Here is a 26,999-nt window from a genome sequence, read left to right as displayed (position 1 = left end):
GCTTTTTTGATGGATGCTATTTCCTGCAGTATTCGCAGTGGAAAATGCAGTGGCTCGCAGTGCTATGCTATTTCAGCAATTCGGCTTCCACGGCGGCGGGCACTAAGTAGCGGATACTACGGCCGGCGCGCAGACTTTCGCGGATGTAGGTGGCCGAGATGTCGAGCAGAGGGGCGGCCAGCACATGTAGGCGCGGGAAGGCGTCCAGGTCGGGCAGCTCGTAGCCGGGGCGCGGGTAGACGTAGATGTCGACTTCGGCCAACAGGCGAGCCGACTCTTGCCAGCGTGGAAGGCCGGGCACGTTGTCGGAACCCATGAGGAGCACAAAATCGTGGCCAGGGTGCCGCTGGCGCAGGGCGTCGAGTGTGGAAATGGTGTAGCTGGGGCGCGGCAAACCGAACTCGATGGCTTCGGCGCGCAGGCGGGGATTACCGGCCAGGGCCAGTTCTACGAGGCGAAGGCGCTCGGTGTCGGGCAGTAGGTCCTTGGCTTCCTTAAAAGGGTTGTGGGGCGTGACTACCAGCCACACTTCGGCCAGGTCGGTGCGCGTGGCGAAGTGCTCGGCCAGGATGAGGTGGCCGATGTGCACGGGGTTGAAGGAGCCGAACAGCAAGCCGATGCGAGGCGAATCCGTCATCCTGCCCGCGGTTAGACGACGGCCGGCTCGGCGCTGATGAACTGGCGGACGAGCTTTTCGGCGTGGTCGGTGGCGGCGTCGAGGTCGTCGTTGACCACGGTCACGTCGAACCGGTCTTCAAACGCCAGCTCGAACTTGGCCTTGTACACCCGCGAGGAAATGCTGGATTGCGAATCGGTGGCGCGGGCCTGCAGGCGCTGCTCCAGGACTTCGATGGACGGCGGGCGCACAAAAATGGCCAGCGCCCGGTCCTTATAGAAGTCCTTGATGCTCAAACCACCCTTCACGTCCACGTCCAGGATGGCGTGCTTGCCGCTGTCCCAGATGCGTTCGATTTCCGACTTGAGGGTGCCGTAGAAGGCGCCCTCGTAGACTTCCTCCCATTCCACAAATTCGTCGTGACGAATCTTGTCCTGGAATTCTTCTGCCGTGATGAAGTAGTAGTCCTTGCCGTTTTCTTCGGCCCGGCCGCGGCGGTCGCGGGTGCAGGCCGAAATGGAAAAACTCAGCTCCGGCACGCGCTCCATGAGCCGGTGCACAATGGTGGTTTTGCCCGCGCCCGAGGGCGCCGAAAACACAATGATTTTGCCTTGCATCACGCAAAGCTAAGCCGTTGGCGCCGGTATTAGGCCACCACGGCCCCTACGCGCGCCAAAATGGACTCGTGCAAGGTGGCGGGGGTAGCGGGAGAAGGCACGCGTTGCTTCAGAAAGGAGATGAAGATGCGTTGCTTCTCGATGTCGTCGAAGCAGGGCGAGCAGTCGGTCGCGTGGTCGTAGAGGTAATCCTCGTCTTCCGCGGTCACGGGCTGGCCTTCGATGAGTTGGTCGAGTACAGTATTCACGCGTTCGCAGTCGGGGCCGTTGTCAGGGGTAGCCGCAACGGGGGCCGACATTTTGGTTTGTGTAGTAGCAGATGGGTTCATAACGAGAATACGCGAAAGAAGGTGAAAGACAACGAAATGCAGTCGAGCTACCGTGTATGTGCTCTTGCTGGGAGGGTTAATTATTTTCGGAGTCGGTTAGTTCCGTTTCGTCGTCAATTGCGTCATTGCCATATCCCATTGATTGGGCGTATTTCTCCAGCTTATCCTTGAGGAAATTGCGGGCCCGGTGTAGGCGCGAGCGCACGGTACCAATCGGAATATCAAGCACTTTGGCCATCTCCTCATAGGTAAAGCCTTCGAGGTCGCAGAGGATGATGACGGTGCGAAAATCAACCGGCAAAGAATTTAGGGCGCTGGCTACTTCATCGCCAATCAGGTCGCGGGCCGACTGCTGGCGCATGTCGGACGACGAAGCGCCCACTTCGCCCTCGGCCTCGACGTCGTCGGGGTTGTAATAGCCCTCAATCTCGCTGTAATCGACTTTGGCGGGCTGCTTGCTCTTCTTGCGGAAGTCGTTGATGAACGAATTCTTGAGAATGCGAAAAAGCCACGCCTTGGCGTTGGTGCCGGGTTCGAAGTACTCAAAAAAGCGGTACGCCTTGAGGTAGGTTTCCTGCACGAGGTCGTTGGCATCGTCCTCGTCGAGGGTGAGCCGGTAGGCAAAGTTGTAGAGCGGGTCGAGCACGGGCATGAGCTCGGCCTGGAAGCGCCGGTCTTTTTCCTCTTTGCTCAGTTTGACCCGTTCGGGAGAATCGCTCATACAGGTGGGCGGGGGAAATTGTAGGCCGAAACCTACGAAAGAATAAAGGATTAGGACAAATGGAGCTGAATCAGCAACTCGGATGGGCGGGTGGCCGGGTTGCTCGACACGGACACAAAACTACCCGCTGAGCCGCACCATGGAGCAGAGAAACTACTGCCAGGTACACCCTCGGGCAGCACAAGCCCTGCCCGATGTACGGATAGCAGCTCTCGCTAGGTTGCAATCCGGTCCGGAACTGCCAAACTAAGTGGACGAACCGCCCGCAGAATATCGACAAAGAGCAGTATTTATCCGCTGGGTAAAGGGGCCCACGCGGCCACCTGCGCCGCCACGGCCGCCGCCGCCACTGCCCGGATGCAGGTGCAGGCGGCAGGCTGCGCGCGGCAGTCTTCGCAATTGGGCTTGTCGAACACGAGGAACGTGGCGTGCGGGCCCAACGGCCCCCAACGGCCGGGATGCATGGGCCGAATGGGCGGGTATAGGCCCAGCGCGTGGCGGCCGAGCGCGGCGGCCAGGTGCAGCGGCCCGGTGCTGCCGGCCACCAGCCCATCGGCGGCGGCAATGAAGGCCAGAAACTGCGGCAAGTCCAGCTGGCCGGTGAGGTCGGCGGCCAGAAAAGCATCGTTTTGCCGAAGCCAATCGGCCAGCTCCTCCCCTTCGGCCGCCGTGCCCGTGACAAAGACGCGGTGGCCGGCCCGATGCAGCAGCTGAGCCAATTGGCCAAAATTATCGAGGCCCCACTCGCGGGCGCTGCCCCGGCTGCGCGGGTGCAGAATGACGTTGAGCTGGCCGGGCCGGCGCTGCTGCAGCAGCTGGTGCCAGTGGTCGGCCAGTGGCTCGGGGGCCTGCAGGCGCACCAGCTTGGCCACTTCGGCCAGCGGCGGCGTGCCCCGAAGGCCCAGGGGCTGGAGCAACTGCAGGTTGAGCTGGGCTTCGTGCAGGGGCGAGTGGCGACGGCTGAGGGCCACCAGCCGGTTGCAGGTGAGCCAGTGGCGCCAACGGTTGCGCGTGCCAATGCGAACCGGAATCTTGGCCTTCTGGGCCAGGCGCGCCAGCAGCTTGTTGGGGAAAACGTGAACGATGGCGGCAGCCGCGTGCCGTTGCAAGGCCGCTATTTGCTCCGCCTCCGGCAGCTTCAGCAGCTCGTCGAGGTTCAGAAAATCATTGACCCAGGGGCAGGCCGCCGCCACGGGCGCCGTGTAGGTGCGCCCGATGAGCACCACCCGACAGCCCGGAAACAGCTGCTTGAGCCGCCCGCAGACCGGCAGCGTGAGCACCACGTCGCCGATGGCATCGGTGCGGGACACGAGGAAGGTCTGGCTCATGCTTCGGCGCTTTCGGTGCGGGTTTTGAGCTTGGCAAATTTCAGGAACACGCCCCAGGCCGAGATGCCGGCAATGCACAGGCCAGCAAACCCGTCGAGCAGGCCCAGCCGGAAAAAGTAGCCGTGCACGAATTTCCAAAGCGGCTTGAGCAGCAGGTGATACAAGCCAACGCTGGTTTTGCCGCGCAGGGCCAGCTCCTGAGCGGTGATGCTGGTGAACTTATTGAGCTGGCTGACGTGCTGCGCAATGCTGTGGTAGCTGTAGTGCAGGGCATCGCCGGCGAGGTGGCCGCTGGTTTGGCCGGCGTTCACTTCGTAGCGCTCGTGCAGGAGCAGGCCAGTCCAGCGGCCCAGGCGGCGGTCGTAGAGGCGCAGCTTGCGGTCGGGGTACCAGCCGCCGTGACGCACCCAGTGGCCGCAGTAGTTGGTGAGGCGGGCCAATGAGTAGGCCGCGTGCTGCCAGTCGGCCTTGGCGGCGCGAATGGACCGGCGCAGCTCCTCGGTCAGCACCTCGTCGGCGTCGAGCTGCAGCACATGGTCGAACCGAGCCTGACTGGTGGCGTAGTTTTTCTGCTCCACGTAGCCGGCGAAGGCGTGCTGGATGACGCGCGCGCCGTGCTGGTGGCAGATGTCGACGGTAGTATCCGTGGAAAAAGAATCGACTACCAGCACGTCGTCGGCCACGTCGCCCAGCGCCTGCAGGCAGCGGGCAATGTTGGCTTCTTCGTTGAAGGTGATGATAACGACAGAAAGAGAAACACGCATGGGCAGGCAAATATCCGCTGTTTTTGTTAGCCAATGCCACCGCCCTGCCCATGATATTTCCGTATGGCAAGCCGCACTCCGTGCGTAACTTGCGCCCGCATTCGTTTCCCCACACATGAAAAAAACGCTCCTCCCCGGCCTGCTGGCCGCTGCCCTGCTGTCGTTCACGCTGCCGTCCTGCGGTCCTTCGGCCACCGAGGGCGACGATGACATCGCCACCACCGAGCTGCCGCCCCTGCCCGCCGCGCCCGACACCACCAAGGGTGCCAAGCAGCCCGAGCAATACCGCGAACTGAACTCGGTGAATGCCACCGAAGACATCAAAAAGATGCAGCCCCAGATGTAATCTGGCTTTTTGCTGCTGAGACAGTGAGCAATGAATGATGCCGCCTGCGGCGTTTTTCATTGCTCATTTTTTGTTCGCGGCTTTTTCTTACCCTTTCAATCTTCCTGCTTTGGCCACTGATAACTACACCATCCGTCGCGGCGTCGAAGCCGATTTGCCCCAGGTGCTGGGCCTGATTCACGAGCTGGCCCTGTACGAGCGCGCGCCGGAGGCCGTGACCAACACGCTCGCGGCCATGCAGCGCGACGGCTTCGGGCCGGCGCCCATCTTCGGGTTTTTCGTGCTCGAAAACGAAGCGGCCGAAATCATTGGGCTGGCGTTGTTCTACACCGCTTACTCGACTTGGAAAGGCCGCATGCTATACCTGGAAGACTTGGTGGTGACGGAATCGGCGCGGCGCGGCGGCCTGGGCCGGCTGCTATTCGACGCCGTGGTGGCCGAGGCCCGCGCCACCGGCGCCGTGCGCCTGAAGTGGCAAGTGCTGAACTGGAACGAGCCCGCCATCGGCTTCTACCAAAAGCTGGGCGCCACCATCGAGCAGGACTGGTTCAACGGCAATCTCGACGAAAGCCAGCTGGCCAGCTACGCCGTGGCACCCGCTGCGGCCGAAGCGGCACGGCCAGTGGGGCGCGGATTCTAACACCAAGGGGGCTAAGCCGGCGGCAGCATCAGTAGCGCACGAATTTACTGGTGCCGGTTTTGCCTTGCGCGTCTTGCCAAAGCAGCACGTAGAGCCCCGGCGCCAGACCCGAAACGGTGAGCGGCACCACGTTGAGGCCCGCCGACAGGCCGAGTACCGAGGTGCGCACGCGCCGGCCCACCCGGTCGAACACGCGGAACGTCACGACTCCATCGGCGGCAGCGGGGTATTGCACGCGCAACTGGTCGCCGGTCACGGGGTTGGGAAAAACCGAAACGCTGGCGTTGGCGCCGTCGGTACTGAGCAAAATGGCAGGCGCGTTGTCGAGCGTGCCATCGGGCCGCTGCAGGCGCAGCCGGTAGTAGAGCAAGCCGCTGGGCACGCTGGCATCCACAAACTGGTAGGGGCCGCCGGGCGCGCGGTTGGCCACGGTGCCCAGCCGCTCCCAGGCGGTGGTGTCGCCGGAGGTGCTGCGCTCCACCACAAAGCCGCTGAGGAAGCATTCGTCGCGGGTGGCCCACGTCAGGGTGACGCCCGTGCCGGCGGCGTATTGGGCCGCAAAGCCAGTGAGCGGCGCGGGCAGCAGCGCCGGCCCGCCACAGCCCAAGGGCCGGAAGCTGCGCACGCGCAACACCTGGCGCCCGCCGGCCACGTCGCTCGCCGGATTAAGGCTGCGCGACAATTGCCCGAACGACACGGCGTAGTGCATGATGGCGCCGGGCAGGTTGAGGTGGTTGAGCTGGTGGGCGTGGCCCAGCTCGTGCACGGCCACCGACTCAAAGTCGATTTGGCGCAAGGTGCCGATGGGCGGGGCCGGCCCAAACTGAAAGTTGGCGCCGTCGTCGAACTGCATGTCAATTTCCTTCACCCAAAACACCACCTCGCCGCTGGGGGCGTAGCAGCCGCGGTAGTAGCTGGAGGTGCGGCCCAGCACCGAAGTGGGCAGCTCGGCGCCGGCATCGAAGGCCACCACGTTCTGGCCGTCTTCGGCCACGGTATTGGCAGTGGCGGGGGCGTCTACGTCCCAGTTCATGCCGGTCTGGCAGCGCCAGGTAGCCAGTGCCCGCTGCCAGGCGGCCGAGGCCGTGGCATTGGCCACAAAATTGGGCCCGAAACGAAAGCTGATGCCGCCGCGGGCATTCAAAATCACGTGGTTGGGGCGCTGCAATAGGGTGCCGTCGGTGCTTTCCACGTTGCTGAGGGCGTAGATGACGGTGAGCGTGCGCGTGCTTTCCGCGCTCGACTGGTCGGAAGTGGTGACGCGGATGGTGCCGGAACCCGCCGGGTGGCCGTTGCTCACGGGCGAGCCCCCATTGGCGGCCGAAGGCACTTTCACCTGAATGAGGGTATTGCTCCAGCTCACGTAGTCGGCGTCGCGGGCTTTCACGCGGGTGGCGCCGCCGTCGTCGGCGTTGCGGAACTCCACGAAGCCCGTGCCGCGGCTGTTGCCGAAGCCGTCGCCCACAATGCTGAGCACGGCCCCCGCCCCGGCCGGCAGGCTCAGGGGCGAGAAGCTGGCAATGGTGGCGGCGGTGGTGCGCCGGGCGGGGACTGGCCGGGGCGCCGCAGCCGGGCGGGCCTGCAGCACCAAGCGCTTCTGCCCGGTGTAGCGCGTCATTTCGGCGAAGAAAGCCGCGTCCAGCGCCGGATAGTTGCGGAAAGGCTCGGCCGCGGTTTGCTCCTCGGGATTGAAGGCGATGAAGCCTTGTTCGCTGCCGTAGGGCGTGAAGGCGCGGCCCGCCACGCCCAGGCCGGCCCACGGGGCCCGCTGCAAAAACAGAATGCCCTGCTGGCCGGGCGTCAGGCGCAGGGTATTGGTGAGCACCTGCTGGTCGAGCCCCAGGCGGCCGCCTTCGGTGATAAGGACTAGGCCGGCGGTGTCGGCCGCCTGGCCTTTGAGCAGCGAAAACACCCGCAGCCGGTGGCGCGTGAACAGCCGCGTGTGCTCAGCATTCCAAAAGCCCTGGGCGTCGAGTACCTGCGCCTCCACCACTAGCTCCGACTGCCGGGCGCGCTGCTCCGGCGCCAAGGGCAGCATGAGGCAGTGCAGGTCCGGGGCGGGCGCCTGGGCGCGGGCCGCACCGACGCCCATCCACTCCAGAGTCAGCAACAGGGCCAAGCACAGGCCGGCTCCACGAAAAGACGGTAACGAAACCAGCATAAGCGAAGAATTATCGAGCAGCCCAAGATACGAGAAAGCGGCCGCCAGCGACTTAGGCCCCTCCCGGAACGATGCCAACTACTGCCCCACGGGCGCCGGCTGCGGCTGCCACGAGGGCGAACCGCCGGCCACCACGGGCCAGCCATCGGCATAGGTGAGGCGGTCGAGGAGCAGCACGCGGCGCGAGTAGCCCTCCGAGTCGTCGATGGCGTCGAAGGTGGGCTGGCGCGGGTCGATGGCGTGGTAGGCCAGCCAGTCGTGGCCGGCGGCGTCGGTCACCACGCAGTTGTGGCCGGGGGCGTGCCAGTGGGCATTGGCGGCCAGCAAGGCGGTGAGGGGGTCGGCGCTGGCTTCGGCGTAGGTTTCGAACGGGCCGGTGGCGTGGCGGGCGCGGGCCACCAGCACGGCGTAGTGGGCATTGGCCCCGCAGCAGTTGTCGCCCGAGAAGAAGAGGTAGTACCAGCCGTCGCGGTAGTGCACCCAGGCCGCTTCCACCAGGCGGTGGTAGTCGGCGGGGTCGTCGCTCGCGCTGGGGTACACCACGGCGCGGGCCTCGCTGCCGGGTAGGAAGCTGAGCCGGTCCTCGGCCAGCTCGCGCACCCAGATGGGGCCAAAGCCCGAACCCCAGTACAACAGCCGCTGACCGGTGGCGGGGTCGTCGAAGGCCATGGGGTCGATGCAGGTGAAGCCGGGGCCGGGCAGAAAGGGCTGGCCGCTGTCGCGGAACGGGCCGGCGGGGCGGTCGGCCACGGCCACGGCCAGGCTGAGGTAGTCGGCGCCGTCGGGCCGGGCCGAGTAGTAGAGGTAGAAGCGGCCGCCGTGCTCGCTCACGTGGGGCGCCCAGATTTTCTGGCTGTGCCGGGCCCACACGGGTTTTTCGGGCAGGCCTTCGCCGAGGTAGTCCCAGTTCACCAAATCCGACGACCGCGCCACCTGCAGGTTGATGATGACGCCAGCCCGCTTGGTTTGGGTGCCGTAGGCGTAGTACCAGCCATCGGCGGCGCGAATGATGGTGGGGTCGGGAAAATTGTCGTCGAGGATGGGGTTGGTGTACATAGGCTGGGCGAGGAGAACACGGGACCGCGCCCCTCTTATTTAGCTGCCGAGGGGGCAGGGCTGCACAGGGGGCCGCTGCTGCAGCCATACGTAGGCTGAGGCCACGTCGTCGAACGTGGCCACGTGCGGGCGGGCAATGACGCGCACCGCGGCTTCGGTTCCCTCGCGAGAAATCAGGTGGCGCGGCAGCACCCAGGCCAGGTGCTGCAGGCCCGCCTCCAGCATTTGCTCCAGCCACCACATGCTCCACTCACGCAGCTGCATGGTGGTGCGAATGATGTTGGAGTTGTCGTTGAGGATTTTGGAGCAGGGCCAGGCCCGCAGGCTTTCGAGCATGAGCAGGCAGCAGGCCTGCGAAGTGTCGGGGTCGTGCTCGCCCTTCCAGTCCACATACAGCCATTCGTTGTCCGCGTCGTAGCCGATGGCGAGCTGCGGCAAGTCGACGATGGATTGCAGTTGCATGGGGCGGGAGAAAGCGCGACAAATTGAGGGCATCAAATTTACTGCTGAACAGGATTTGGGTTGCGGCCAGGCACGGGCTGGGCGGGCGCCGCCGCGGAAACGAGCCCGCGGCGCCAGCGAGGCGCTAGCTTTGCAGGCTGTTTGCTGCCGTCGGCATTTTTTACTGGCTTGTTTCACTTATTCCCTCCCCTTTTTCTCATGTTCAAAAAATGTGTTGTGCTACTGGCCTTGTGCTGTGCTCCTTTTAGCCTGTTGGCCTGGGGCGCAATGGGCCACCGGGCCGTGGCGCGCATTGCCGAAAACCACTTATCAACCACAGCCAAGCGCGAAATTGCCCGCATTCTGGGCCGCGAAACCATGCCCTTGGTGAGCACCTGGGCCGATGAGCTGCGCAACGACCCGCAGTTCAAGGACACGGCCCCGTGGCACTACGTGAACGTGCCCACCGGCCTCGACTACGCCGCTTTCACTGCCCAGCTCAAGGGCACGGTGGCCCCGGCGCCGGCTCTGCCCACCAACGCCTACGCCGCCCTGCTGCAGATGCGCCAGGACCTGAAAGACCCCAAAAAGACGACCGAGGAAAAGCGCATTGCCCTCAAGTTTCTCATTCACTTGGTGGGCGACGTGCACCAGCCCCTGCACCTGGGCCACCTCGAAGACAAGGGCGGCAACGGCATTCCGGTGAGCTGGCGCGGGCGCGAAACCAACCTGCACAGCATCTGGGACGGCGACTTGGTGGAATACCCCGGCTTCACGTTCACGGAAATGGCCTCGGCTTACGACCATGCTACCTCCGCCCAGGTGAAGCAGTGGCAGCAAGACGACCCCACAGCCTGGCTGTTTGAGTCGTACCAGCTGTGTACACCAGTGTACGCCGCGGCCATCACCAACCCCAAGTTCGACTGGCACTTCTACCCCACTTTCGGGCCCACCGTCGAAGACCAGATTCTGAAAGCCGGCATCCGGCTGGCGGGCATGCTCAACGAAGTGTTCGGCAAATAGGCCGCGTCCTGTTTCACTGGGCCAAAAAGCCCCGTCTGCTCCGGCAGGCGGGACTTTTTCATGCCCGGGCTCAGCCGGCAAAGAGCCAGCAACCTAAATAATGCCCGATTTCTATTTTTTCAATAATCGAGGCAATTGCTCGTGCAATATTTAGTGATTGTGAATTTTTAATGAAAATACTGCCGTCTTAGCAGCGTATTTTTAAGGCAGTTTCCAAATGCAGGAAGCCGGGCCTGGCCCAATTCATTCATCTCTTTCTTTTTCATGACCAATTCCTACCCCCACTCCACCTGGGTTCGTGGCGTACAGAAAGCCGGGCTGGTAGCGTTGCTGGCCGGCGGCACCGCGCTGGCTGCCCAGGCGCAGGCTCTCAACTACACCGCGACCACGGCGGCCAACGTGGCCGGCACCTATGCCGACGTCAGCGCCGTGGCCGGCAGCACGGCCATTGCCACGGCCAACACCGACGACGCCAACTCGGCCGCGACGCCCATCGGCTTTATGTTCACGTTCAACGGCACGGCCTTCACCGAATTCGTGCTAAACACCAACGGCCTGCTGCGGCTGGGCAGCGCCGCGCCGTCGTCGGCCGCCGCGTTTCCAACCTATGCCCAAACGCCGGAGCTGGGCCCCATCTCGGGCACCAACGCGGCCGACGTGAACCTGATTGCGCCGTTCAACCTCGACCTGTTTGCCGGCACGGCGGGCGGCACCGAATACCGCGTGGCCACCACCGGCACGGCGCCCAACCGGGTGTGCACCATTCAGTGGAAAAACGTGGCCGACAAGCCGCAGGCCACCTCCGGCAGCATTGCCACGGTGATTACCACGCAATACGCCAACTTCTCCTTCCAAGTAAAGCTCTACGAAACCACCAACACGGTGGAGTTTGTGTACGGCGCGGCCACGGCCGGCACGGGCACCGACAATCCCAAATACGCCGCGGTGGGGCTGAAGGGCGCCACGCCCACGGCCTCGCTGGTGGCCACCAAGGGCTCCACTGGGTTGTGGTCGACGGCGGTGTTTGCCCCAGGCCCCTACCTGGACCGCCTCACCGGCAACGGCCACAACATTCGCCAGACCGCGCTGCCCGACGCCGGCCGCACCTACCGCTTTGCCCCCACGCCCAACAGCGACGCCGGGGTAGCGGCCATTTATACGCTGGGCAAGATTGCCAGCCCCGGGGCCCTGCCCCACGCCGTGCGCGCCGTGATTACCAACTCCGGCCTCACGGCCCAAACCAACCTGGACGTGGCCCTGAACGTGACGGGCGCCAACACCTTCACCGACACCAAACGCATTGCCTCGCTGGCGGTGGGAGCTTCGGCCACGGTCACGTTTGCCGCCTACCCCGCCACCCTCGTGCCCGGCACCAACGCCGTGACCGTGACGCTGCCAGCCGACGGCAACACCGCCAACAACTCGGCCACGTACGGCCAGCTGGTGACCACCAACCGCATTTCCTATACCGACCCGGCCCAGCCACTCACGCTGGGCGTGGGCGCGGGCAACGCCATTTTCGCGTCGAAATACACGCTGCCGGCGGCCACGGTGCTGAGCGACGTGGTGGTGACGTTCAATCCCACCACCGGCACGGCCGTGAATACGGCCCCCTACCAGGTGGTGATTTACGACGCCACGGCGGCGGGCGGGCTGCCCGGGCAGGTGCTCTACACCTCGGCCACGCAGAACCGGACGTCGGCGGGCGGCGCCGTGACCATCCCCGTGCCGAATGTGGCGGTGCCGGCTTCTTTCTTCATCGGGGTGAAGGAAACCAGCGCCACCAACATGGCCATTGCCTACCAGGTGGAAAATCCCATCCGCCCGGCCACCTTCTACTTCACCACCGACGGCGCGGTGTGGAACGACTTTGCCACGGCCACGCCCAAGGCCCGGTTTGCCATTGAGTTTGGCACCACGGTGCCCAACTGCGCGGCGCCCACGGCGGTAGCGGTGAGCAACATCGGCGCCACGGGGGCCACGGTTACGTTTACGCCCCCGGCCACGGGCGCAGCCAGCTATGAGCTGGTGTACGGCCCCACGGGCTTCAACCCCGTTGCCGGGGGCACCTCGCTGCCCGTCACGGCCTCGCCCGTTGCGCTCACCAATCTGAACCCGGCCACGGTGTACCAGGTGTACGTGCGCAGCGTCTGCTCGGCGGGCGGCACCAGCAGCTTTGCGCCGGTGGTGAGCTTTGCCACGCTCTGTAACCCCAACCCGGCGGTATCGGCCTTCCCCTACGCCCAGAACTTCGACACGGTGCTGCCCGGCCAGACGCTGCCCTGCGGCATCACGGTGCTCAACGCCAACAACGACGCGACCACCTGGGCCGTGTCGAACGTGAACCCCAACTCCGGCACCAACAGCATGCGCTACCGCGGCCTGGTGCTGAACAACGTGGCGGCCGACGACTGGTTTTTTACGCCGCCGCTCACGCTGCTGGGCACTTCGCGCTACCAGGTGGCCTTCCGCTACCGCGGCGAGGGCATTGCCAACAGTCCCTCCGACTACACCGAAAGCCTGGAAGTGAAATCGGGCACGGCGCCCACCGTAGCGGCTCAAACCAACCTGCTGTTCAGCAACGCGGCCATCACCAACACCAACTACGCGCTGGCCAACGGCACTTCCACGCCGGTGGTGGCCCTGCTGCCGCTGGGCGCGGGCACGCAGTACGTGGGCTTCCACGTGAACAGCACGGCCAACCAAGGCAACCTGTACATCGACGACATTGCGGTGACGGCCACGGCCATCAGCGCCAGCTCGGAAGCGCTGCTGCGCGCCGTGAGCGTGTTTCCCAACCCCTCGGCCACGGGCCTGTTCGACCTCGAAATTCACGGGGCCAACGCCGGCGCCGGCCTCGGCGTGCAGGTGACCAATACGCTGGGCCAGCGCGTGTACACGGGTTCGGCCCGCGACAACTACACCAACAAGCTCGACCTGAGCGGCCTCGCGCCCGGCATCTACTACCTGCAGGTGCGCAACGGCGACGAGCACCTGACCAGCCAGCTGAGCATTGTTAAATAATTCTGGTTTTCAAGCCTTTCTTTTTTCTCATCCCACTACTCTAATGACCGCAATTCCTACTAATTCGGGCTACCGTGCCCTGGCGCTGGCCATTGCCCTGGCCGTGCCGGGGCTGGCCCTGGCGCAGGAGGCCACGCCGCTGGCGCAGGCCCTGGCTTCGTTCTCGGCCAAAGCCCAGGCGCAGCCCAAGAGCCACCTCACGGCGGCCGACGTGGCCAGCCCCACCGTGACCAGCTCTTACTTCGATGCCGGCACGGGCCTCACCCACACCTACTTGCAGCAGCGGGTGAACGGCCTGACGGTGTTCAACGCCAACGGGGCCGTGCACACCGACCGCAGCGGCAAGGTGGTGTTCTTCAACCACGAATTTCTGGCCGACGCCGCGGCCGCGGCTCCCTCGGCTACGCCGGGCCTCTCGGCCGAACAGGCCGTGGCCGCCGCCGCCAAGGCGCTGGAGCTGCCCCGCCCGGTGGGCCTGGCCCGCGTGGTGGAAGGCCGCGCCGCCGACGGCATCGTGTTCAACAAGGCCGGCATCTCGGAAGAAAACATTCCGGTGCGCCTGATGTACCTGCGCGAAGGCGACAAGCTGGTGCTGGTGTGGAACGTGACCATTGCCCAGCTCGACCAGCAGCACCACTGGAACGCCCGCATAGACGCCCACACCGGCCGCCTGCTCGACCGCAACGACTACGTGGTGAGCGAGCTGGCCACCTTCCGCCAGCACGTGGCCGAGGCGCAGAAGCGCCGCGCGTTTGTGCCCACCGCCCAGGCCACGGCCCCCGCCACGGCGCAGGCCATGAAAGGCGCCAAAGGCACCACCGGCGCGGCCAATAGCCTGACCGTGATTCCGGTGCCGTTTGAGAGCCCCGACCTGTCGCCCCGCGTGGTGGTGCCCTTCAGCGCCGCCAACCCGCTGTATTCGCCCTACGGCTGGCAGGTGGGCGACAGCCGCGCCCCGAGCGGGTTTTTCGCCGATACCTATTCCTTCCTCTCGACCGGCAAGCAGCTGACGCGCGGCAACAACGTGGCCGCCTACGACGACAACGTGACCCTGACGTCGGGCAACGGCAACGTGTCGTCGACCACCAACTCCCCCGACGGCGGGCCTACCCGCGACTTCGACTTCCCCTTCAACCAGGCCCTGGGGCCGCGCGACCCCGGCAACCTGGCCGCCGGCATCACGAACCTGTTCTACTGGAACAACATGCTCCACGACGTGATGATGAGCAAGGGGTTCAACGAAGTGTCGGGCAACTTTCAATACAAAAACATCACCGGCCAGGGCCTCGGCAACGACTTCGTGCGGGCCGAGTCGCAGGACGGCAGCGGCCGCAACAACGCCAACTTCTCGACGCCCGTGGACGGCAGCCCCGGCCGCATGCAGATGTACCTGTTTGACAACACCGGCGCCAACACCCTCACGGTGACGGGCGCGGCCAGCGCCAACGGCGGCTACCGCTTTGCCACGGTGGCATTTGGCCCGCGCCTCACCAAAAAGCCCGTGGCGGGCCGGCTGGTGCTGGTGAACGACGGCGTGTCGGCCGACAACGGCGCCCACGGCTGCGCGTCGCCCTTCGTGAACGCGGCGGCCGTGGCCGGCAACGTGGCCTTCATTCAGCGCGGCGGCTGCCCGCAGCTCACCACGCTCAACCCGCGCGCCAACAACACCTTTGCGCCCAAAGTGAAGCGGGCGCAGGACAACGGCGCCACCGCCGTCATCGTGTTCGACTCGCTGGGCACCACCACCAACCTGGTCAACTTCGGCGGCACCGACACGGTGGGCATTCGCATTCCGGCCATCTTCATCAGCGGGGCCGACGGCTTCCGGCTGCGCGCGGCCCTGCAGGCCGGCAACGTGCTGAACGTGAACGCCACGCTGGGACCGGATTTCGACGGCTCGTTCGACAACGGCGTGGTGTCGCACGAGTTCGGCCACGGCATCAGCAACCGCCTCACCGGCGGCCCGGCCAACTCCAGCTGCCTCAACTCGGCCACCGGCAACCAAACCATGGGCGAAGGCTGGAGCGACTTTTTCGCGCTCTGGATGACCACCCGCCCCGGCGACATCGGCTCGACCAACCGCTATATGGCCACCTACGACAACGGCAACCCCTACGCCGTGGGCCCCGGCTTCCGCGCCAAGCCCTACACCACCAATTTTTCGGCCAACAACTACACCTACGGCCAGCTGGGCACGGGCACGGGCAAGTACCAGGAAACGCACGACGTGGGCGAAGTGTGGGCCACCGTGCTGTGGGATTTGAACTGGCAGTTCATCTACCGCTACGGCTACGAGACCGATTTTCTGAGCACCAACGGCGGCAACAACAAGGCCCTGAAACTGGTGCTGGATGGCTGCAAGCTGCAGGTGTGCAACCCCGGCTTCCTCGACGGCCGCGACGCCCTGCTGCGCGCCGACTCCCTGACCAACCGCGCCGCCAATGCTGACCTGATTTGGAACGTGTTTGCGCGCCGCGGCATGGGCTACGACGCCCGGCAGGGCGACCGGGTGAACGGCCAACCCAAAGTGACGGGCGTTGTGCAGGGCTTCAACCTCCCCCCCGGCGTGCGCGCCCTGGCCCTGGCCAGCAAGAACGGCGCCGTGGTCAGCTCGGCCCTAGAAGCCTACCCCAACCCGGCCCATAACCAGCTCACGGTGCGCGCGCAGCTTGCCAGCACCGCCCCCGTGCAGGTCACCCTGCTCGACCTGCTTGGCAAGACCGTGCTGCGCACCGTATCGGTGCCGGCCGCGCAGCTGCAGCAAAACGGCGTGGAGCTGAACACCGGCACCCTGGCCACGGGCATCTACGTGGTGCGCGTGACCACCACCGAAGGCACCTTCAGCACCAAGGTGAGCGTGCAGCGTTAAGCCCGACCACAGAGACCTGAAAAAGGCCCGGCCACATGGCCGGGCCTTTTTTTATTCGCACGGGACAAGCTGCGCCGTAGCAACATCTGCGTAACAGTAGTCGTCCTAGGGGAAATTCTGGCGCCGCCAGTCGCCCCTCTCCCATGGCTTCTCCACTGCATGAATTGCCCGCCCACGTGCCCCACTCCCGAAGCCGCGTGCACGTGGTGGTAGAAACGCCCAAAGGCGACCGCAACAAGTTTGCGTTCGAGCCCGATTTGCAGGCGTTCAAGCTGAAGGGCGTGCTGCCCGAGGGCCACAGCTTTCCCTTCGATTTCGGCTTCGTGCCCTCCACCCAAGCCGCCGACGGCGACCCGCTCGACGTGCTGCTGATACTCTCGGCGCCCGCGTTTCCGGGCTGCGTGGTGGAAGCGCGTCTTATTGGCGCGCTGGAGGTGGAGCAGGAGGAGCCCAACGGCCAAACCGTGCGCAACGACCGCCTGCTGGCCGTGGCCGCCGACGCTCGCGAGCACAAAGGCATCCGCGAGCTAGCCGACCTGGCCCCGGAAATGCTGCACGAAATCGAGCACTTCTTCATTTCCTACAACGCCGTCAAGGGCCAGCAGCTAACCGTGCGGCGCCGCGTGGGCGCGGCCCGCGCCACGGCCCTGCTGGACGAAGCCGCCCTGCCCCGGCCCAAGCCCCATGAAAGAACTAGTTGACACCCTTTTTGGCCCCGAGGCCGACTCGCACACCATCACGGCGCTGCAAATGACGGTGCGGGCGGTGCTGGTGTTTTTTGCGGCGCTGGCGCTGCTGCGGCTCTCGGGCAAGCGCACGTTCGGCGGCAATACGGCGTTCGACATGGTGGTCAAAATCATGCTCGGCGCGGTGCTGAGCCGGGCCGTGGTGGCGGCGTCGCCGTTTGGGGGCACGCTGCTGGCCGGGCTGGTGCTGGTGGGCCTGCACCGGCTGCTGGCCTGGGCCTCCTTCCGCAGCGAGGCCGTGAGCCGCATGGTGAAGGGCGATGCCGTGCTGCTGGCCGAGCACGGCCAGCCCCGCACCGAGGCCCTCACCCAGCACAACCTCACCCACAACGACCTGCTGGAAGGCATCCGCGACAGCGGCAACGTGGCCTCATTGGCCGAAACCGAAGCCGTGCGCCTGGAGCGCAACGGCAGCATCAGCGTGGTGAAGAAGTAGAAACGCAAATACGCGTTTCTAGAGTGACGGCCGCTTCTCAAACCACGGCCGGGCCTGCTCCAACTGCCCGGCCAGCCGAAACAGCACATCTTCGGCACCCAGTGGGGCAATAAACTGCACGCCGCAGGGCAGCCCCTCGGCCGTCCAGTGCAGGGGCACCGACATGGCGGGCTGGCCCGTGAGGTTGGCCACCTGGGTATAGGGCGTTTTTTCGAGGCTTTGTTCGGCCAGCTTCTCCACCAGGCCCGAGCGGCGGATGAGGCCGCCCAGCCCAAAGGTGTTCACCAGCTGCAGGAGCTTTTGCTCAGCGGGTTTGGGCTGCAGCTCGCCGATGCGGACGGGCGGCGTGGCCAGCGTGGGCGTCAGCAGCAGGTCGTAGGTCTGATGGAAGCGGCCCATGCGGCGGGCGCTGTCGTTCCAGGTGTGGCGGGCGGCGGCAAAATCGGCGGCGGTGTAGGTGCGGCCCAGCAAGCCCAACAGCCAGGTGGTGGGCTCCACGTCGGCGGGCCGGGCGGGGCGGCCCAGGTGCTTGGCCAGGGCCGCAATGCTGGCTCCGGTTTCGCCGAAATACAGCATCAGAAACGCCGATGCCACGGCCCGGCCGTCGAAGGGCAGCGGCACTTCGGCCACCTCGTGGCCCAGGCTTTCGAGCAGGTGGGCGGCTTCGCGCACGGCCGTGGCGCACTCCGGGTGCACAGCACGGCCCAGCGGGTGGCCCAGGCTGAAGGCGATGCGCAGGCGGCCGGGCTCGCGGCGCAACTCTTCCAGATAAGGCCTGGCGGGCGCGGGCAGAAAGTACGGGGCGCCGGCGTCGGGCCCCTGCGTGGCGTCGAGCAGGGCCGCGCTGTCGCGCACCGAGCGGCTGAGCACGTGCTCCACGGCGGCGCCCTGCCACTTTTCGCCTTGCTCCGGCCCGGTGGGCACGCGGCCCCGGCTGGGTTTCAGCCCAAATAGCCCGCAGCACGCCGCCGGAATCCGAATAGACCCGCCGCCATCGCCGGCGCCGGCCACCGGCACCACGCCCGCCGCCACTGCCGCCGCCGCCCCGCCGCTGCTGCCGCCGGGCGTGTGCCCCAGGTGCCAGGGGTTGCGGGCGGGGCCGTAGAGCTGGGGCTCGGTCACGCCCATGAGGGCAAACTCGGGCGTGTTGGTTTTGCCCAGCATGTTGAGGCCGGCCGCCTGCCAGCGGCGCACCAGTTCGGCGTCTTCGGTGGGCGTGAAGCCGCGCAGGGCCCGGCTGCCCGAGGTGTGCGGCGCCCCGGCGTACTGGGCCCCAAAATCCTTCAGCAGAAACGGCACGCCGCCAAACGGCCCGGCCGGCAGCCCGGCCGCTGCCCGCTGCCGCGCGGGCTCGTAGAGCGGATGCACCACGGCGTTGAGGCGCGGATTCACGGCCTCGGCGCGGGCAATGGCGGCGGCGCACAGCTCGGTAGCCGTGAGCTGGCCGCTGCGCACCAGCGCGGCCATGGCCAGGCCGTCGAGGCGGTCATATTCGGCAGAAGATATCATGCGCTAAATGTAGCCGCTCGCCGGCCATACCGGCCCGCCCCTTGGCCCCAAAACAGTTACAGTAAAATAGGGTTTAACTTATAACAGGTTATATTTAGTTTTTATATTTCGACTCGCCCCTCCCGCTTCCTTCCCTCCTGCGGCATGCTCACGCCCGTTTTTCGGATTTTGGACTACGCCGCAGCCCTCGAATTCTATGTCGGCTGGCTGGGCTTTCGCGTCGATTGGGAGCAACAGCCCGTGAAGCCCTATTCCTACGCACAGGTGTCGCGCGGCGACGTCGTCATTCACCTCAGCACCAACCCCGACGACAGCTGCCCCGGCGCCCGGGTGCGGGCCCTTACGTGGGGCCTGCTGGCCTACCACAACCAGCTGCTCGACAAAAACAACGCCTACACGCCGCCCACGCTGCAGCCCGCCGCCTGGAGCGAGCGGGTGATGGAGATGGAAGTGCTCGACCCCTTCGGCAACCGAATCGTGTTCTGCGAAGCCCCCGGCCTGCGCGCTATCTAACGCTTCGCACCGCCAGACTGCGTCACCTTCGGGGCAGGTTTTATCGTTTGGGGCGCGGCAAGTTTGGGCAGCGCCGGCTTGGCAGCGGGCGCGGCCACGGCTAGCGCGAGGCTGTTGAGGTAGTTTTCCAGTTGGGGGTAGCCGTTGGGCGCGCGCTGGGCCCGGTCGGCGGGGTTGTTGGGGTTGAGGCCGTGGGCTTTTTCCCAGGCGTCGGGCATGCCGTCGTGGTCGGTGTCGGCGGGCGCGGGGGCGGTTTTGAGCACGGGCCAGGCGCGCTGGCTCACGCTGTAGGGCGTGCCGTGCGGGTAGTGCCCCTGCACGTCGATGACGGTGCCGGTGCGGGTGCGCACCTCGCGCACAATGCGCTGGTCGAGGGTATCGCGGGTGGGCCGAACGGCGCCGGCGCCGCGCAGTACGGCCTCGTAGGCCGCTCCGGCCGACTGCACGGCAACCTTGCCGCCCACCGCAAACGGCGTTTCGACTTTGGCCTGCACGGTGTCGGCGGCGGTGCCGCCGTTCATCACCACGCCGCGCCAGTTGTGGGCCGTCACGGCCGGGGCCCCGTCCACGTAGTTGCCGGCTAGGTAAAACTTGCCGTAGGGCAGGCGGCCCTTCTCCTTATCAATCTTGTAAGGATTCAGCAATTGGGCCTTGGTGCGGGGGCTGGTGTTCGGGCCGGGCTTGTAGTAATTGCCCACGATGTTGTAGTTGCCGCCCTCGCCGGCGTACACGTTGTTTTCGCCCCAATTGTAGATGACGTTGTTGCTGAAATCGCAGTTCTCGAAGCCCGCCGGGTGGGTGTAGCGGCTGCCGTTGAAGCGCGGCGTCCGGTTTTTGCAGTGGGCAAACAAGTTGTGGTGAAACGACGAATGCTGCCCGCCCCAGATGCCCCCGAAGCCGTGGCGCTCGAAGTCGGTGTCGCCCTTTTCGTAGTGGTAAGAGTAGTTCAGCGGCTCGGCAATGAGGTTCCACTGCAGGGTGGTGCTGTCGCCTTCGTACACGCTCAGGGCCTCGTCGGTGCTCCAGCTCATCGAGCAATGGTCCACCATCAGGCGGCTGTTGCGGGTGCCGCCGAAGGCGTCGTCGCCCCCCGCGCCGTCCACAAAGCCCTGGTTCTGGTTTTTGTCGCCCATCCGAAACCGCAGAAAGCGCACGATGACGTTGTTGGCCTTCACCGACACAGGGTAGTCGGCCAGGCAAATGCCGTCGCCGGGCGCGGTTTGGCCGGCCAGGGTGGTGTTGGGCTTGCTGATGGTGAGCGGCGAAACCAGGTGAATGGTGCCCGATACCCGAAACACGATGGTGCGCGCCGGGGCCTTGGCCGTACTCAGCTGCACGGCGTAGCGCAGGCTGCCGGGTTGGCCGTCGTCCAAAAGATTCGTAACTTCCAGCACAGTGGTGGGCACGGCAGCCGTGCCTCGCCCGCCGGTGGTGAAGCGGCCCGCCCCTTCGGCTCCCGGAAAGGCCACCAAACCTTGGGCCCGCCCGGGGCCGGCCGCCAGCAGGGCGCCGCTCAGCAGAAATACCGCCTGCCGCGACGGCCGGCGAGCAAAAAACAGGTTGACTACATTCAGCATGGCTTCCCGATGAATCAGCAACTTAATACCGTCGTGGTGAACGCGCCGTGAACCCGGCCTGTTGCGGCCGCATACACCTGCGCCGCGGGCCCGGGCCGGTTTCGGTGTGCCCGGGGGCAACCCCGGCGTAGTGTGTTGCGTGTTAGAGCCATGCGTTGGCTTTGCTCACGCGGCGTTTTGTTTCCTTCCTTTCCACCCATTCCGTTTTCTATGCGCCTTTTTCTCCTCGCCTGGGCGGTTATTACGGTGTGCGGCGTGCGGCCGGCACTTGCGCAAAGCGCCGATTCCCGGCCGTCGGCCGCGGGCAACGCTCCCGAGCGCATTGCCCTTTCGAACCGGCCCGACCGCAGTGCCGCCCGCCCGGCCCGCCTGATGTGTGCGCCCATCACCGGCCAGGTGTTCGACCCCAACGGCCAGCCCCTGGTGGGCGCTACCCTGCTCATCAAGGGCACGCACCAAACCTACGTGACCGATGCGCTGGGCCGTTTCCAGCTCTCCGACCCCGTGTATGAGGGCCAGATACTGGACGTGGAAGCTGCCGGCTACACCCTGCAGCACGTGGCCCTCGACGACTGCACCCTGCCGCGCCTGGTGCTGGCGCCTGCTCCCGATGCCCGCTTCCGCAAGCACGGCAAAAAAGCGGGCCAGGTGATGCGCCTCAACCACCGCAGCACCAACCTCAAATAAGCGCCGCGCTTACTGCAGATGTGCCTGCTGCGCTTGGCACGCCGCCAGCCACCCCATGGCGGCCTGCTCTTCCGTGAACCGCCCCACGTGGTATGGGCGACCGTCGAAGTACGTGAGCGGCGGCACGGCGGCATCGTGTTCGAGCTCGTGCAGGTGCGTGGGCATAAATAGATAAGCCAAGTGCACGGGGCCGCCTAGCCGCGGCGGCAGCAGGGGCAGAAAGTGTTCCATCATCCAGGGGGTGCTTTGCTGGCTGGCGTGGTCGCGACGGCGGGTATCTATCAGCCAGAGGCGGGCGCCCACGGCTTCGGCCACGTCTAGCAAGCGGTGGTAGCCGGCGTGCAGCTCCGCCTCGGTGGGCTGGCGCAGCCACCGCCCCACCAGCACCTGCAAATCGGACCGGAATTGGTACTGCAAATAATCGAGCGCGGGCAATGTGGCGTCAGGAGGCAGCATGGCACATGGAGCGTTGGGCAAAAGCGGAACCCGAACACTGGAAGATACGCCTCGGCCCCCAAAATAAGAATGGTGCCTCCCACTGCGCGATGGGCAGCGCTCCGCCGCCGGCTAGCGCGCCTGCGGGTCCACGTTTTTCGCCGCCGCGCGCTGCACAATGCGCCCCGCCAACTCCAGCCGCAGGGCCCGGATGTCGGCCAGCACGAGTTGGGCCATTTTGCGGGCCCCCAGCTCGTTGAAGTGAGTGTTGTCCTCTTTGCCGTCGGGGTAGTTGGGGTGCTCGCCGGGCAGCAGCTGGTTGAAGAGCAGGCGCGAGTTCTCCACGCCAAACTGCTGCAGCAAGGCCTGGCTTTCGCGGTCGAGGTCGATGAGGGGCACCTGCTGCTCGCGGGCCGTGGCCCGCACAATTTCGGAGTACACAGTGTGCGTGCCCTCCACCTGGCCCGCGGCGTCGAACTTGCGCCGCGCCACCGGCGTGATGAGCACCGGCTGGGCTTTCCGGGCCCGCGTTTCGGCCACAAAACGCACTAGGTTGGCCTTGAAATCGGCTTCGGGGGTGTATGATTTCTTGGTGGGCACCTCGTCGTTGTGCCCAAACTGGATGAACACGTAGTCGCCTTCTTTCAAACCGCTGGCCACGGGCTGCCAGCGGTTTTCGGCCAGGAAGCTTTTGGTGCTGCGGCCGTTTTGGGCACGGTTGTCCACCGTCACGGTTTCGTCGAAAAAAGTAGCGAAGGGCATGCCCCAGCCGGTTTCGGGGTAATTCTTCACTTCTTTCACCGACATGGTGGAGTCGCCGATGAGGTAGACGGTAATCTTGCCGGGCGCCGGCGCAAAGGCACTCAGCAGGCACAGCGCCAGCACCGCGGCACCAGCAAACAAACGGTTGACCATAACGCAAAATAAGTTAGCAGTTGGGCGGCCGGAAGTTGCGGCAAAATTTCGGCACTTACCGCACCTTGGCGCTAAGCCCGGGCAGGCAGCCATTGCTACTGCGGCTGCGTAAGGAGGACTTTATTCTCCTCAACCTCGCACTTCTGTGTAGCAATGAGGCCATCGACCCATCGGCGAAGCGTTGGGTCACCATTTGGCGCCCACACCCGCAGCAGTTAAAAAGAAAAAACAGCGGCGGCTCGGCTGTTCGCTGCTTGCTCTTTTCCATTCCTTATGCCCGATTCTTCTTCCCGCTACGCCCGCGTGCTGGCTTGGTTTGACCGCGTTTTGGTGCAGCCGCTGTACACGGCGCGGGTGCGCCGGCGCATTTTGCAGAGCGTGCCTTTCTGGATTGCGTCCCTGCTTACGGGGCTCGGAGCCGTGGGCTACGAAAAGCTGTTTGCCTGGGCCGAGGAAGTGAGCTTCGGCTGGCTGCGCCGCGAGCCGCTGCTGGCCTTCGGGCTCACGCCGCTGGCATTTCTGGCGTCGTGGGGGCTGGTAAAACGCTTTGCGCCGGCGGCGCGGGGCAGCGGCATTCCGCAAGTAATGGCCGGCATCGAGCTGTCGAACCCTTCGCAGCACCGGCATACGGCCTATCTACTCAGCCTACGAGTAGCCGGCGTGAAGGTGCTCAGCAGCGTGGTACTACTGCTCGGCGGCGGGGTCATCGGACGCGAAGGGCCCACCATTCAGGTTTCGGCGGCTATTTTCCGCGCCATCAACCGCTTGCAGCCAGCGGGCTGGCCGCAGCTTTCGCGCCAGATTGCGCTCGTGACGGGCGGCGCGGCCGGCCTGGCGGCAGCGTTCAACACGCCGCTGGGTGGTATTGTGTTCGTGATAGAAGAGCTCACCCAAATTCATTTGTCGCGCTTCCGACTGGCCGTGTTCAGCGCCGTCATCATTGCCGGGCTCACGGCCCAGCAGTTTCTGGGTTCCTACCTCTACCTCGGCTTTCCCAAAATCACTTCGCCCGCCGGTTGGTACCAGGCCCTGGTGATGGCGGCGGCGGTAGCCTGCGGGCTGGCGGGGGCCTACTTCGCCAAAACGCTGCTCTGGCTCAACGCCTACCGCAAGCGCTTTGCCACGCCGCAGGCGCAGGCCGGCTGGGTGCTGGGCTGCGGCCTGCTGCTGGGCGGGCTGGCCTACCTGGTGGGTCCCGACGGCGTGGGCACGGGCAAGCCCATCATCAACCGGCTATTGTTTCAGAACGACGGGCACGCGGCCGCTTACCTGTTTCCGGTGCGGTTTGCGGGCATGGCCCTGAGCTACAGCAGCGGCGGGGCCGGCGGCGTGTTTGCCACCTCCCTGAGCGCGGGCGCCCTGCTCGGCGACGGCATTGCGCAATTGGCACAGGTGGCCGTGGCCGACCGCAACCTGCTCATTCTGGTGAGCATGGTGGGCTTCCTCACGGGGGTGGTGCGCTCGCCGTTCACGGCCGCCATTCTGGTACTGGAAATGACGGACCGACACTCCGCCATCTTCCAGCTGCTGATTGGAGCCATGCTGGCCCAGGCCGTGGCCGCGCTCGTCGACCCGCATTCCCTCTACGAACACCTGCGCCAGAGCTTCATCCGCGAAACGCTGAGCCAGGAGTCCCCAGCGCCCGCCGTAGCTTCCCGCCCCTAGCCGCTCCGGGCCGACTGCCCCGCGAAAAAACATCTGCAAGGCCTACTCCAGCAACCGGCGCAACAGTCCTCGCACCTCGTTGGGCGAGTGCAGGTGGAAGCGGGCAGCCGAGTGTTGGGCCGAGCCCACGCGCACGGTGTAGGCCTCGGGCGGCAGGGCCCGAAAGGTGTCCTCGTCGGTGCGGTCGTCGCCCAGCGCCAGCGTGAAACCGGGCGTGTACTGGCTCAGCCAGCGCACCGCCGCCGTGCCCTTGTTGATGCCGGCGTTTTTGATTTCGAGCACCTTGTTGCCTTCCAGCACCTGCAAATCGGTGTTGGCCGTGATGAAGCTGAGGTGGCTGAGCAGCTCGCGGGCGCGCACGGGCCCCAGTTCGGCGTCGGCGCGGCGGAAATGCCACACCAGCGAGTAGTCCTTCTCCTCGATGAAAGAGCCGGCCGTGCGGGCCACGTACACCTCTAGCACCGGGCGCAGCTCGCGCTTCCAGTCGTTGCGCAAGGGCTGGAAGAGCTGCCACTCCTCGGCTTCGGCGGCGCGCAGCCACACGCCGTGCTCGGCAATGAAATGCAGCGGCAGATGGCCCAGCCACTGCTGCAGCGTGTTGCGGTCGCGGCCTGAAATCACCACCACGTGGTTTTGGGAGTTGTTGGTCAGGGCGCGCAGCAGGTGCAGCAGCTCGGGGTCGGGGGCGGCGCGGGTGGGGTCGGGGTGGAAGGGCACGAGCGTGCCGTCGTAGTCGAGCAGCAGCAAGCGCTGCTCGGCGGTGCGGTAGTCGGCCAGCAGCGCGGCGGTAGCCGACTCGTCGAGGGTGGCCGTGGCCAGGGTTTCCTGTTTCATCTTGGTGTAGGCCAGCTGATTCATAAAAAGACGCGTCCACGAAAACACGTTGTAGCGCCGCACCAGCGCCTGCATGGCCCGCATGCGGCGCTCCTGCTCGTCGTCGGGCATCACCAGGGCATCGTGCAGGGCCTCGGTGAGCTGGCGCGTGTCGGTGGGGTTGATGATGAGGGCGTCGGACAGCTCGCGCGCCGCCCCGGCCCGCTCGCTGAGAATGAGCACGCCGCGGTGGTCGAGGCGGCAGGCCACGTACTCCTTCGCCACCAGGTTCATGCCGTCGCGCAGGGGCGTCACCAGGCCCACGTCGGCCATCGAGTAGAGCGCCGCCAGCTCGGCCAGCGGAAACGAGCGGTAGAAATAGTGCACCGGGCTCCAGCTGATGGTGCGGTACTGGGCGTTGATGCGGCCCACCAGCTCGTCCACTTCTTCCTTGAGCGACGCGTATTGCGCCACTTGGTCGCGCGAGGGCACCACCACCATAATCAAGCTCACCTGCCCGCGCCATTCGGGATAGCGCTCCAGGAGCTGGTTAAACGCCCGCAAGCGCTGCGGAATGCCCTTGGTATAGTCGAGCCGGTCGATGCTGAGAATGATGCGCGTGTCCTGTAGTGCTTCGCGGTAAGCCGCCACGTGGCCCCGCGCCTCTTCCGATGCGGCCGCAGTGGCGTAGCGCTCGTAGTCGATGCCCATCGGAAAGGCATCGACGCGTACCGTGTGGCTGGGCGTTTCAATCTGCCCGTTCTGGTTGGGCAGGCCCAGCTGCTGCGACACCGCGCTGAGGAAGTGCCGCATGTAGCCAAACGTGTGGAAGCCCAGCAAATCGGCCCCCAGCATGCCGCGCAACAGCTCAGTGCGCCAAGGAAGCACCCGAATCAGCTCGTAGCTCGGAAACGGAATGTGCAGGAAAAAGCCGATGGTAGCCCGAGGCCGCGCCTGCCGCAGCAGCTCGGGCAGCAGCAGCAGTTGGTAGTCGTGCACCCAGATGATGTCGTCGGGCCCGGCGTGTTCCAGCACGGCCGCGCAAAATTTCTCATTCACGGCCACGTAAGCGGCCCAATGCTCGTCGAGGTACGTGGCAAACTCGGTAAAATAGTGAAACGTGGGCCAGAGCGTGGAATTGCTGAAGCCCTCGTAGAAGTCCCGGATTTCGTCTTCGGTCAGAAACACCGGGGCCATGTTATCGGCCCGCAGCTGCTCGGCAATGTGGGCTTCCTCAGTCTCGTCGTACCCCAGCAGGCCAGGCCAACCCAGCCACAGGTTGTCGCCCTCGCGGTAGATGGAGCCCAGCCCCGTGGCCAGCCCGCCCTCGCTGGGCTGAAAGCTGAGGCCGTCGTCAGTGCGCAGCACTTTGGTAGGCAGGCGGTTAGAAACAATAATCGTTTTCGACATGAGCAGGTTGGCTTGCGAAGCCACGCGCGCAGAGAGTCCCGAAGGAGTAAATGGAGAAATCAACTGGCCAGTGCGCACGTGCCACCGTCTCGCACCATGTCCAGGCAACCTGTGCCCGGCTCAAACGCCCCACAAAAAGGGGCTGCCCGTCCATGAATACGTAACCCTTGAAGAAAGTGATGGGCAAAACCTTCGGCGGCGGTTGCCACCGGCCGGGCACATTCTGCCCGGCATCCCACAAGCCGGGCGGTTCCCAAGGCGTTTTTCAACGAAGTGTGCGCTCCCAGCGCTCGGCGCTACCGGCTTCTATTTTAATGAAGAAGCAAGCTCAAGGCTTTGCTTTCAAATGCGAAACGCG

Annotated in this window: 24 protein-coding genes; 10 read left to right on the top strand and 14 right to left on the bottom strand. The window is 65.4% G+C overall.

Going from position 1 to position 26,999, the window contains the following annotated elements:
* Positions 1-67 precede the first annotated feature (67 nt).
* The 6 genes from nadD to JAO73_RS05830 all read right to left on the bottom strand — a co-directional run bounded on the left by nadD (position 68) and on the right by JAO73_RS05830 (position 4,375).
* The gene (gene nadD, locus JAO73_RS05855; protein WP_198976205.1) at positions 68-637 is read right to left on the bottom strand and encodes a nicotinate (nicotinamide) nucleotide adenylyltransferase; all 570 of its coding nucleotides are present in this window, start codon (positions 635-637) and stop codon (positions 68-70) included.
* Positions 638-648: 11 nt separating this feature from the next.
* Positions 649-1,233, bottom strand: coding sequence for a guanylate kinase (gene gmk / locus JAO73_RS05850; protein WP_190925634.1), 585 nt, complete (start codon positions 1,231-1,233; stop codon positions 649-651).
* Between the two features lie 29 nt (positions 1,234-1,262).
* A complete protein-coding gene (locus JAO73_RS05845; RefSeq protein ID WP_198976204.1) occupies positions 1,263-1,562 on the bottom strand; it encodes a hypothetical protein in 300 nt (99 codons plus the stop codon).
* 76 nt (positions 1,563-1,638) lie between these two features.
* Complete coding sequence (locus JAO73_RS05840) at positions 1,639-2,283, bottom strand: sigma-70 family RNA polymerase sigma factor (RefSeq protein ID WP_196290985.1); 645 nt, start codon at positions 2,281-2,283, stop codon at positions 1,639-1,641.
* A 290-nt stretch (positions 2,284-2,573) separates the two neighbouring features.
* Complete coding sequence (locus JAO73_RS05835) at positions 2,574-3,611, bottom strand: glycosyltransferase family 9 protein (RefSeq protein WP_198976203.1); 1,038 nt, start codon at positions 3,609-3,611, stop codon at positions 2,574-2,576.
* On the bottom strand, positions 3,608-4,375 hold the full coding sequence (locus JAO73_RS05830; protein ID WP_198976202.1) for a glycosyltransferase family 2 protein: 768 nt from the start codon (positions 4,373-4,375) through the stop codon (positions 3,608-3,610). Before JAO73_RS05830 ends, JAO73_RS05835 begins: the two co-directional genes overlap by 4 nt.
* Before the next feature lie 115 nt (positions 4,376-4,490).
* Here JAO73_RS05830 and JAO73_RS05825 point away from each other — a divergent pair, with 115 nt between their 5' ends.
* Both JAO73_RS05825 and JAO73_RS05820 read left to right on the top strand, forming a co-directional pair.
* Complete coding sequence (locus JAO73_RS05825) at positions 4,491-4,721, top strand: hypothetical protein (protein WP_190925624.1); 231 nt, start codon at positions 4,491-4,493, stop codon at positions 4,719-4,721.
* Between the two features lie 109 nt (positions 4,722-4,830).
* Complete coding sequence (locus tag JAO73_RS05820) at positions 4,831-5,361, top strand: GNAT family N-acetyltransferase (protein WP_233168719.1); 531 nt, start codon at positions 4,831-4,833, stop codon at positions 5,359-5,361.
* A 28-nt stretch (positions 5,362-5,389) separates the two neighbouring features.
* Here JAO73_RS05820 and JAO73_RS05815 read toward each other — a convergent pair whose 3' ends face one another.
* The 3 genes from JAO73_RS05815 to JAO73_RS05805 form a co-directional block, all read right to left on the bottom strand.
* Positions 5,390-7,522, bottom strand: a complete 2,133-nt coding sequence (locus tag JAO73_RS05815) for a matrixin family metalloprotease (RefSeq protein ID WP_198976201.1) — start codon at positions 7,520-7,522, stop codon at positions 5,390-5,392.
* 78 nt (positions 7,523-7,600) lie between these two features.
* Positions 7,601-8,578: a glycoside hydrolase family 43 protein gene (locus JAO73_RS05810; protein ID WP_198976200.1), complete on the bottom strand. Its 978-nt coding sequence runs from the start codon at positions 8,576-8,578 to the stop codon at positions 7,601-7,603.
* Between the two features lie 39 nt (positions 8,579-8,617).
* Positions 8,618-9,040 (bottom strand): hypothetical protein, encoded by a 423-nt coding sequence (locus tag JAO73_RS05805; RefSeq protein WP_198976199.1) that lies wholly within the window; start codon positions 9,038-9,040, stop codon positions 8,618-8,620.
* Between the two features lie 198 nt (positions 9,041-9,238).
* Between JAO73_RS05805 and JAO73_RS05800 the strand changes: the two genes are divergently transcribed.
* The 5 genes from JAO73_RS05800 (at position 9,239) to JAO73_RS05780 (ending at position 17,117) form a co-directional block, all read left to right on the top strand.
* Complete coding sequence (locus JAO73_RS05800) at positions 9,239-10,042, top strand: S1/P1 nuclease (protein ID WP_198976198.1); 804 nt, start codon at positions 9,239-9,241, stop codon at positions 10,040-10,042.
* 264 nt (positions 10,043-10,306) lie between these two features.
* A complete protein-coding gene (locus JAO73_RS05795) occupies positions 10,307-13,066 on the top strand; it encodes an NIDO-like domain-containing protein (RefSeq protein ID WP_198976197.1) in 2,760 nt (919 codons plus the stop codon).
* A 43-nt stretch (positions 13,067-13,109) separates the two neighbouring features.
* The gene (locus JAO73_RS05790; protein WP_198976196.1) at positions 13,110-15,935 is read left to right on the top strand and encodes a M36 family metallopeptidase; all 2,826 of its coding nucleotides are present in this window, start codon (positions 13,110-13,112) and stop codon (positions 15,933-15,935) included.
* Between the two features lie 143 nt (positions 15,936-16,078).
* Entirely contained in the window at positions 16,079-16,636 is a 558-nt protein-coding gene (locus tag JAO73_RS05785) for an inorganic diphosphatase (RefSeq protein ID WP_198976195.1), read from the top strand.
* A complete protein-coding gene (locus JAO73_RS05780; protein WP_198976194.1) occupies positions 16,620-17,117 on the top strand; it encodes a DUF421 domain-containing protein in 498 nt (165 codons plus the stop codon). Before JAO73_RS05785 ends, JAO73_RS05780 begins: the two co-directional genes overlap by 17 nt.
* A gap of 18 nt (positions 17,118-17,135) precedes the next feature.
* Here the strand turns inward: JAO73_RS05780 and JAO73_RS05775 are convergent, their stop codons facing one another.
* Entirely contained in the window at positions 17,136-18,626 is a 1,491-nt protein-coding gene (locus tag JAO73_RS05775) for an amidase (protein WP_198976193.1), read from the bottom strand.
* A 144-nt stretch (positions 18,627-18,770) separates the two neighbouring features.
* Here JAO73_RS05775 and JAO73_RS05770 point away from each other — a divergent pair, with 144 nt between their 5' ends.
* Positions 18,771-19,139, top strand: a complete 369-nt coding sequence (locus JAO73_RS05770) for a glyoxalase superfamily protein (protein WP_198976192.1) — start codon at positions 18,771-18,773, stop codon at positions 19,137-19,139.
* Here the strand turns inward: JAO73_RS05770 and JAO73_RS05765 are convergent.
* Positions 19,136-20,716 (bottom strand): pectate lyase, encoded by a 1,581-nt coding sequence (locus JAO73_RS05765; RefSeq protein ID WP_198976191.1) that lies wholly within the window; start codon positions 20,714-20,716, stop codon positions 19,136-19,138. The two genes, JAO73_RS05770 and JAO73_RS05765, sit on opposite strands and share 4 nt — an antisense overlap.
* Positions 20,717-20,926: 210 nt before the next feature.
* Here JAO73_RS05765 and JAO73_RS05760 point away from each other — a divergent pair, with 210 nt between their 5' ends.
* Positions 20,927-21,403 carry a carboxypeptidase-like regulatory domain-containing protein gene (locus JAO73_RS05760; protein WP_198976190.1) on the top strand — a complete coding sequence of 159 codons (477 nt, stop codon included), beginning with the start codon at positions 20,927-20,929 and terminating at the stop codon, positions 21,401-21,403.
* Between the two features lie 9 nt (positions 21,404-21,412).
* Here JAO73_RS05760 and JAO73_RS05755 read toward each other — a convergent pair whose 3' ends face one another.
* Both JAO73_RS05755 and JAO73_RS05750 read right to left on the bottom strand, forming a co-directional pair.
* Entirely contained in the window at positions 21,413-21,859 is a 447-nt protein-coding gene (locus tag JAO73_RS05755; protein ID WP_198976189.1) for a hypothetical protein, read from the bottom strand.
* Positions 21,860-21,970: 111 nt separating this feature from the next.
* Positions 21,971-22,753, bottom strand: coding sequence for a rhamnogalacturonan acetylesterase (locus JAO73_RS05750; RefSeq protein ID WP_198976188.1), 783 nt, complete (start codon positions 22,751-22,753; stop codon positions 21,971-21,973).
* A gap of 273 nt (positions 22,754-23,026) precedes the next feature.
* Between JAO73_RS05750 and JAO73_RS05745 the strand changes: the two genes are divergently transcribed.
* The gene (locus JAO73_RS05745) at positions 23,027-24,418 is read left to right on the top strand and encodes a chloride channel protein (protein WP_198976187.1); all 1,392 of its coding nucleotides are present in this window, start codon (positions 23,027-23,029) and stop codon (positions 24,416-24,418) included.
* Between the two features lie 42 nt (positions 24,419-24,460).
* Here JAO73_RS05745 and JAO73_RS05740 read toward each other — a convergent pair whose 3' ends face one another.
* Positions 24,461-26,641: a bifunctional alpha,alpha-trehalose-phosphate synthase (UDP-forming)/trehalose-phosphatase gene (locus JAO73_RS05740; RefSeq protein ID WP_198976186.1), complete on the bottom strand. Its 2,181-nt coding sequence runs from the start codon at positions 26,639-26,641 to the stop codon at positions 24,461-24,463.
* Between the last annotated feature and the right edge of the window lie 358 nt (positions 26,642-26,999).

It is taken from the genome of Hymenobacter miniatus (assembly GCF_016427455.1).
In the GTDB taxonomy this organism is placed as follows: domain Bacteria; phylum Bacteroidota; class Bacteroidia; order Cytophagales; family Hymenobacteraceae; genus Hymenobacter; species Hymenobacter armeniacus.
The sequence above is the reverse complement of the archived record's forward strand: the minus strand, read 5'-3'. Positions and strand labels throughout refer to the sequence as shown.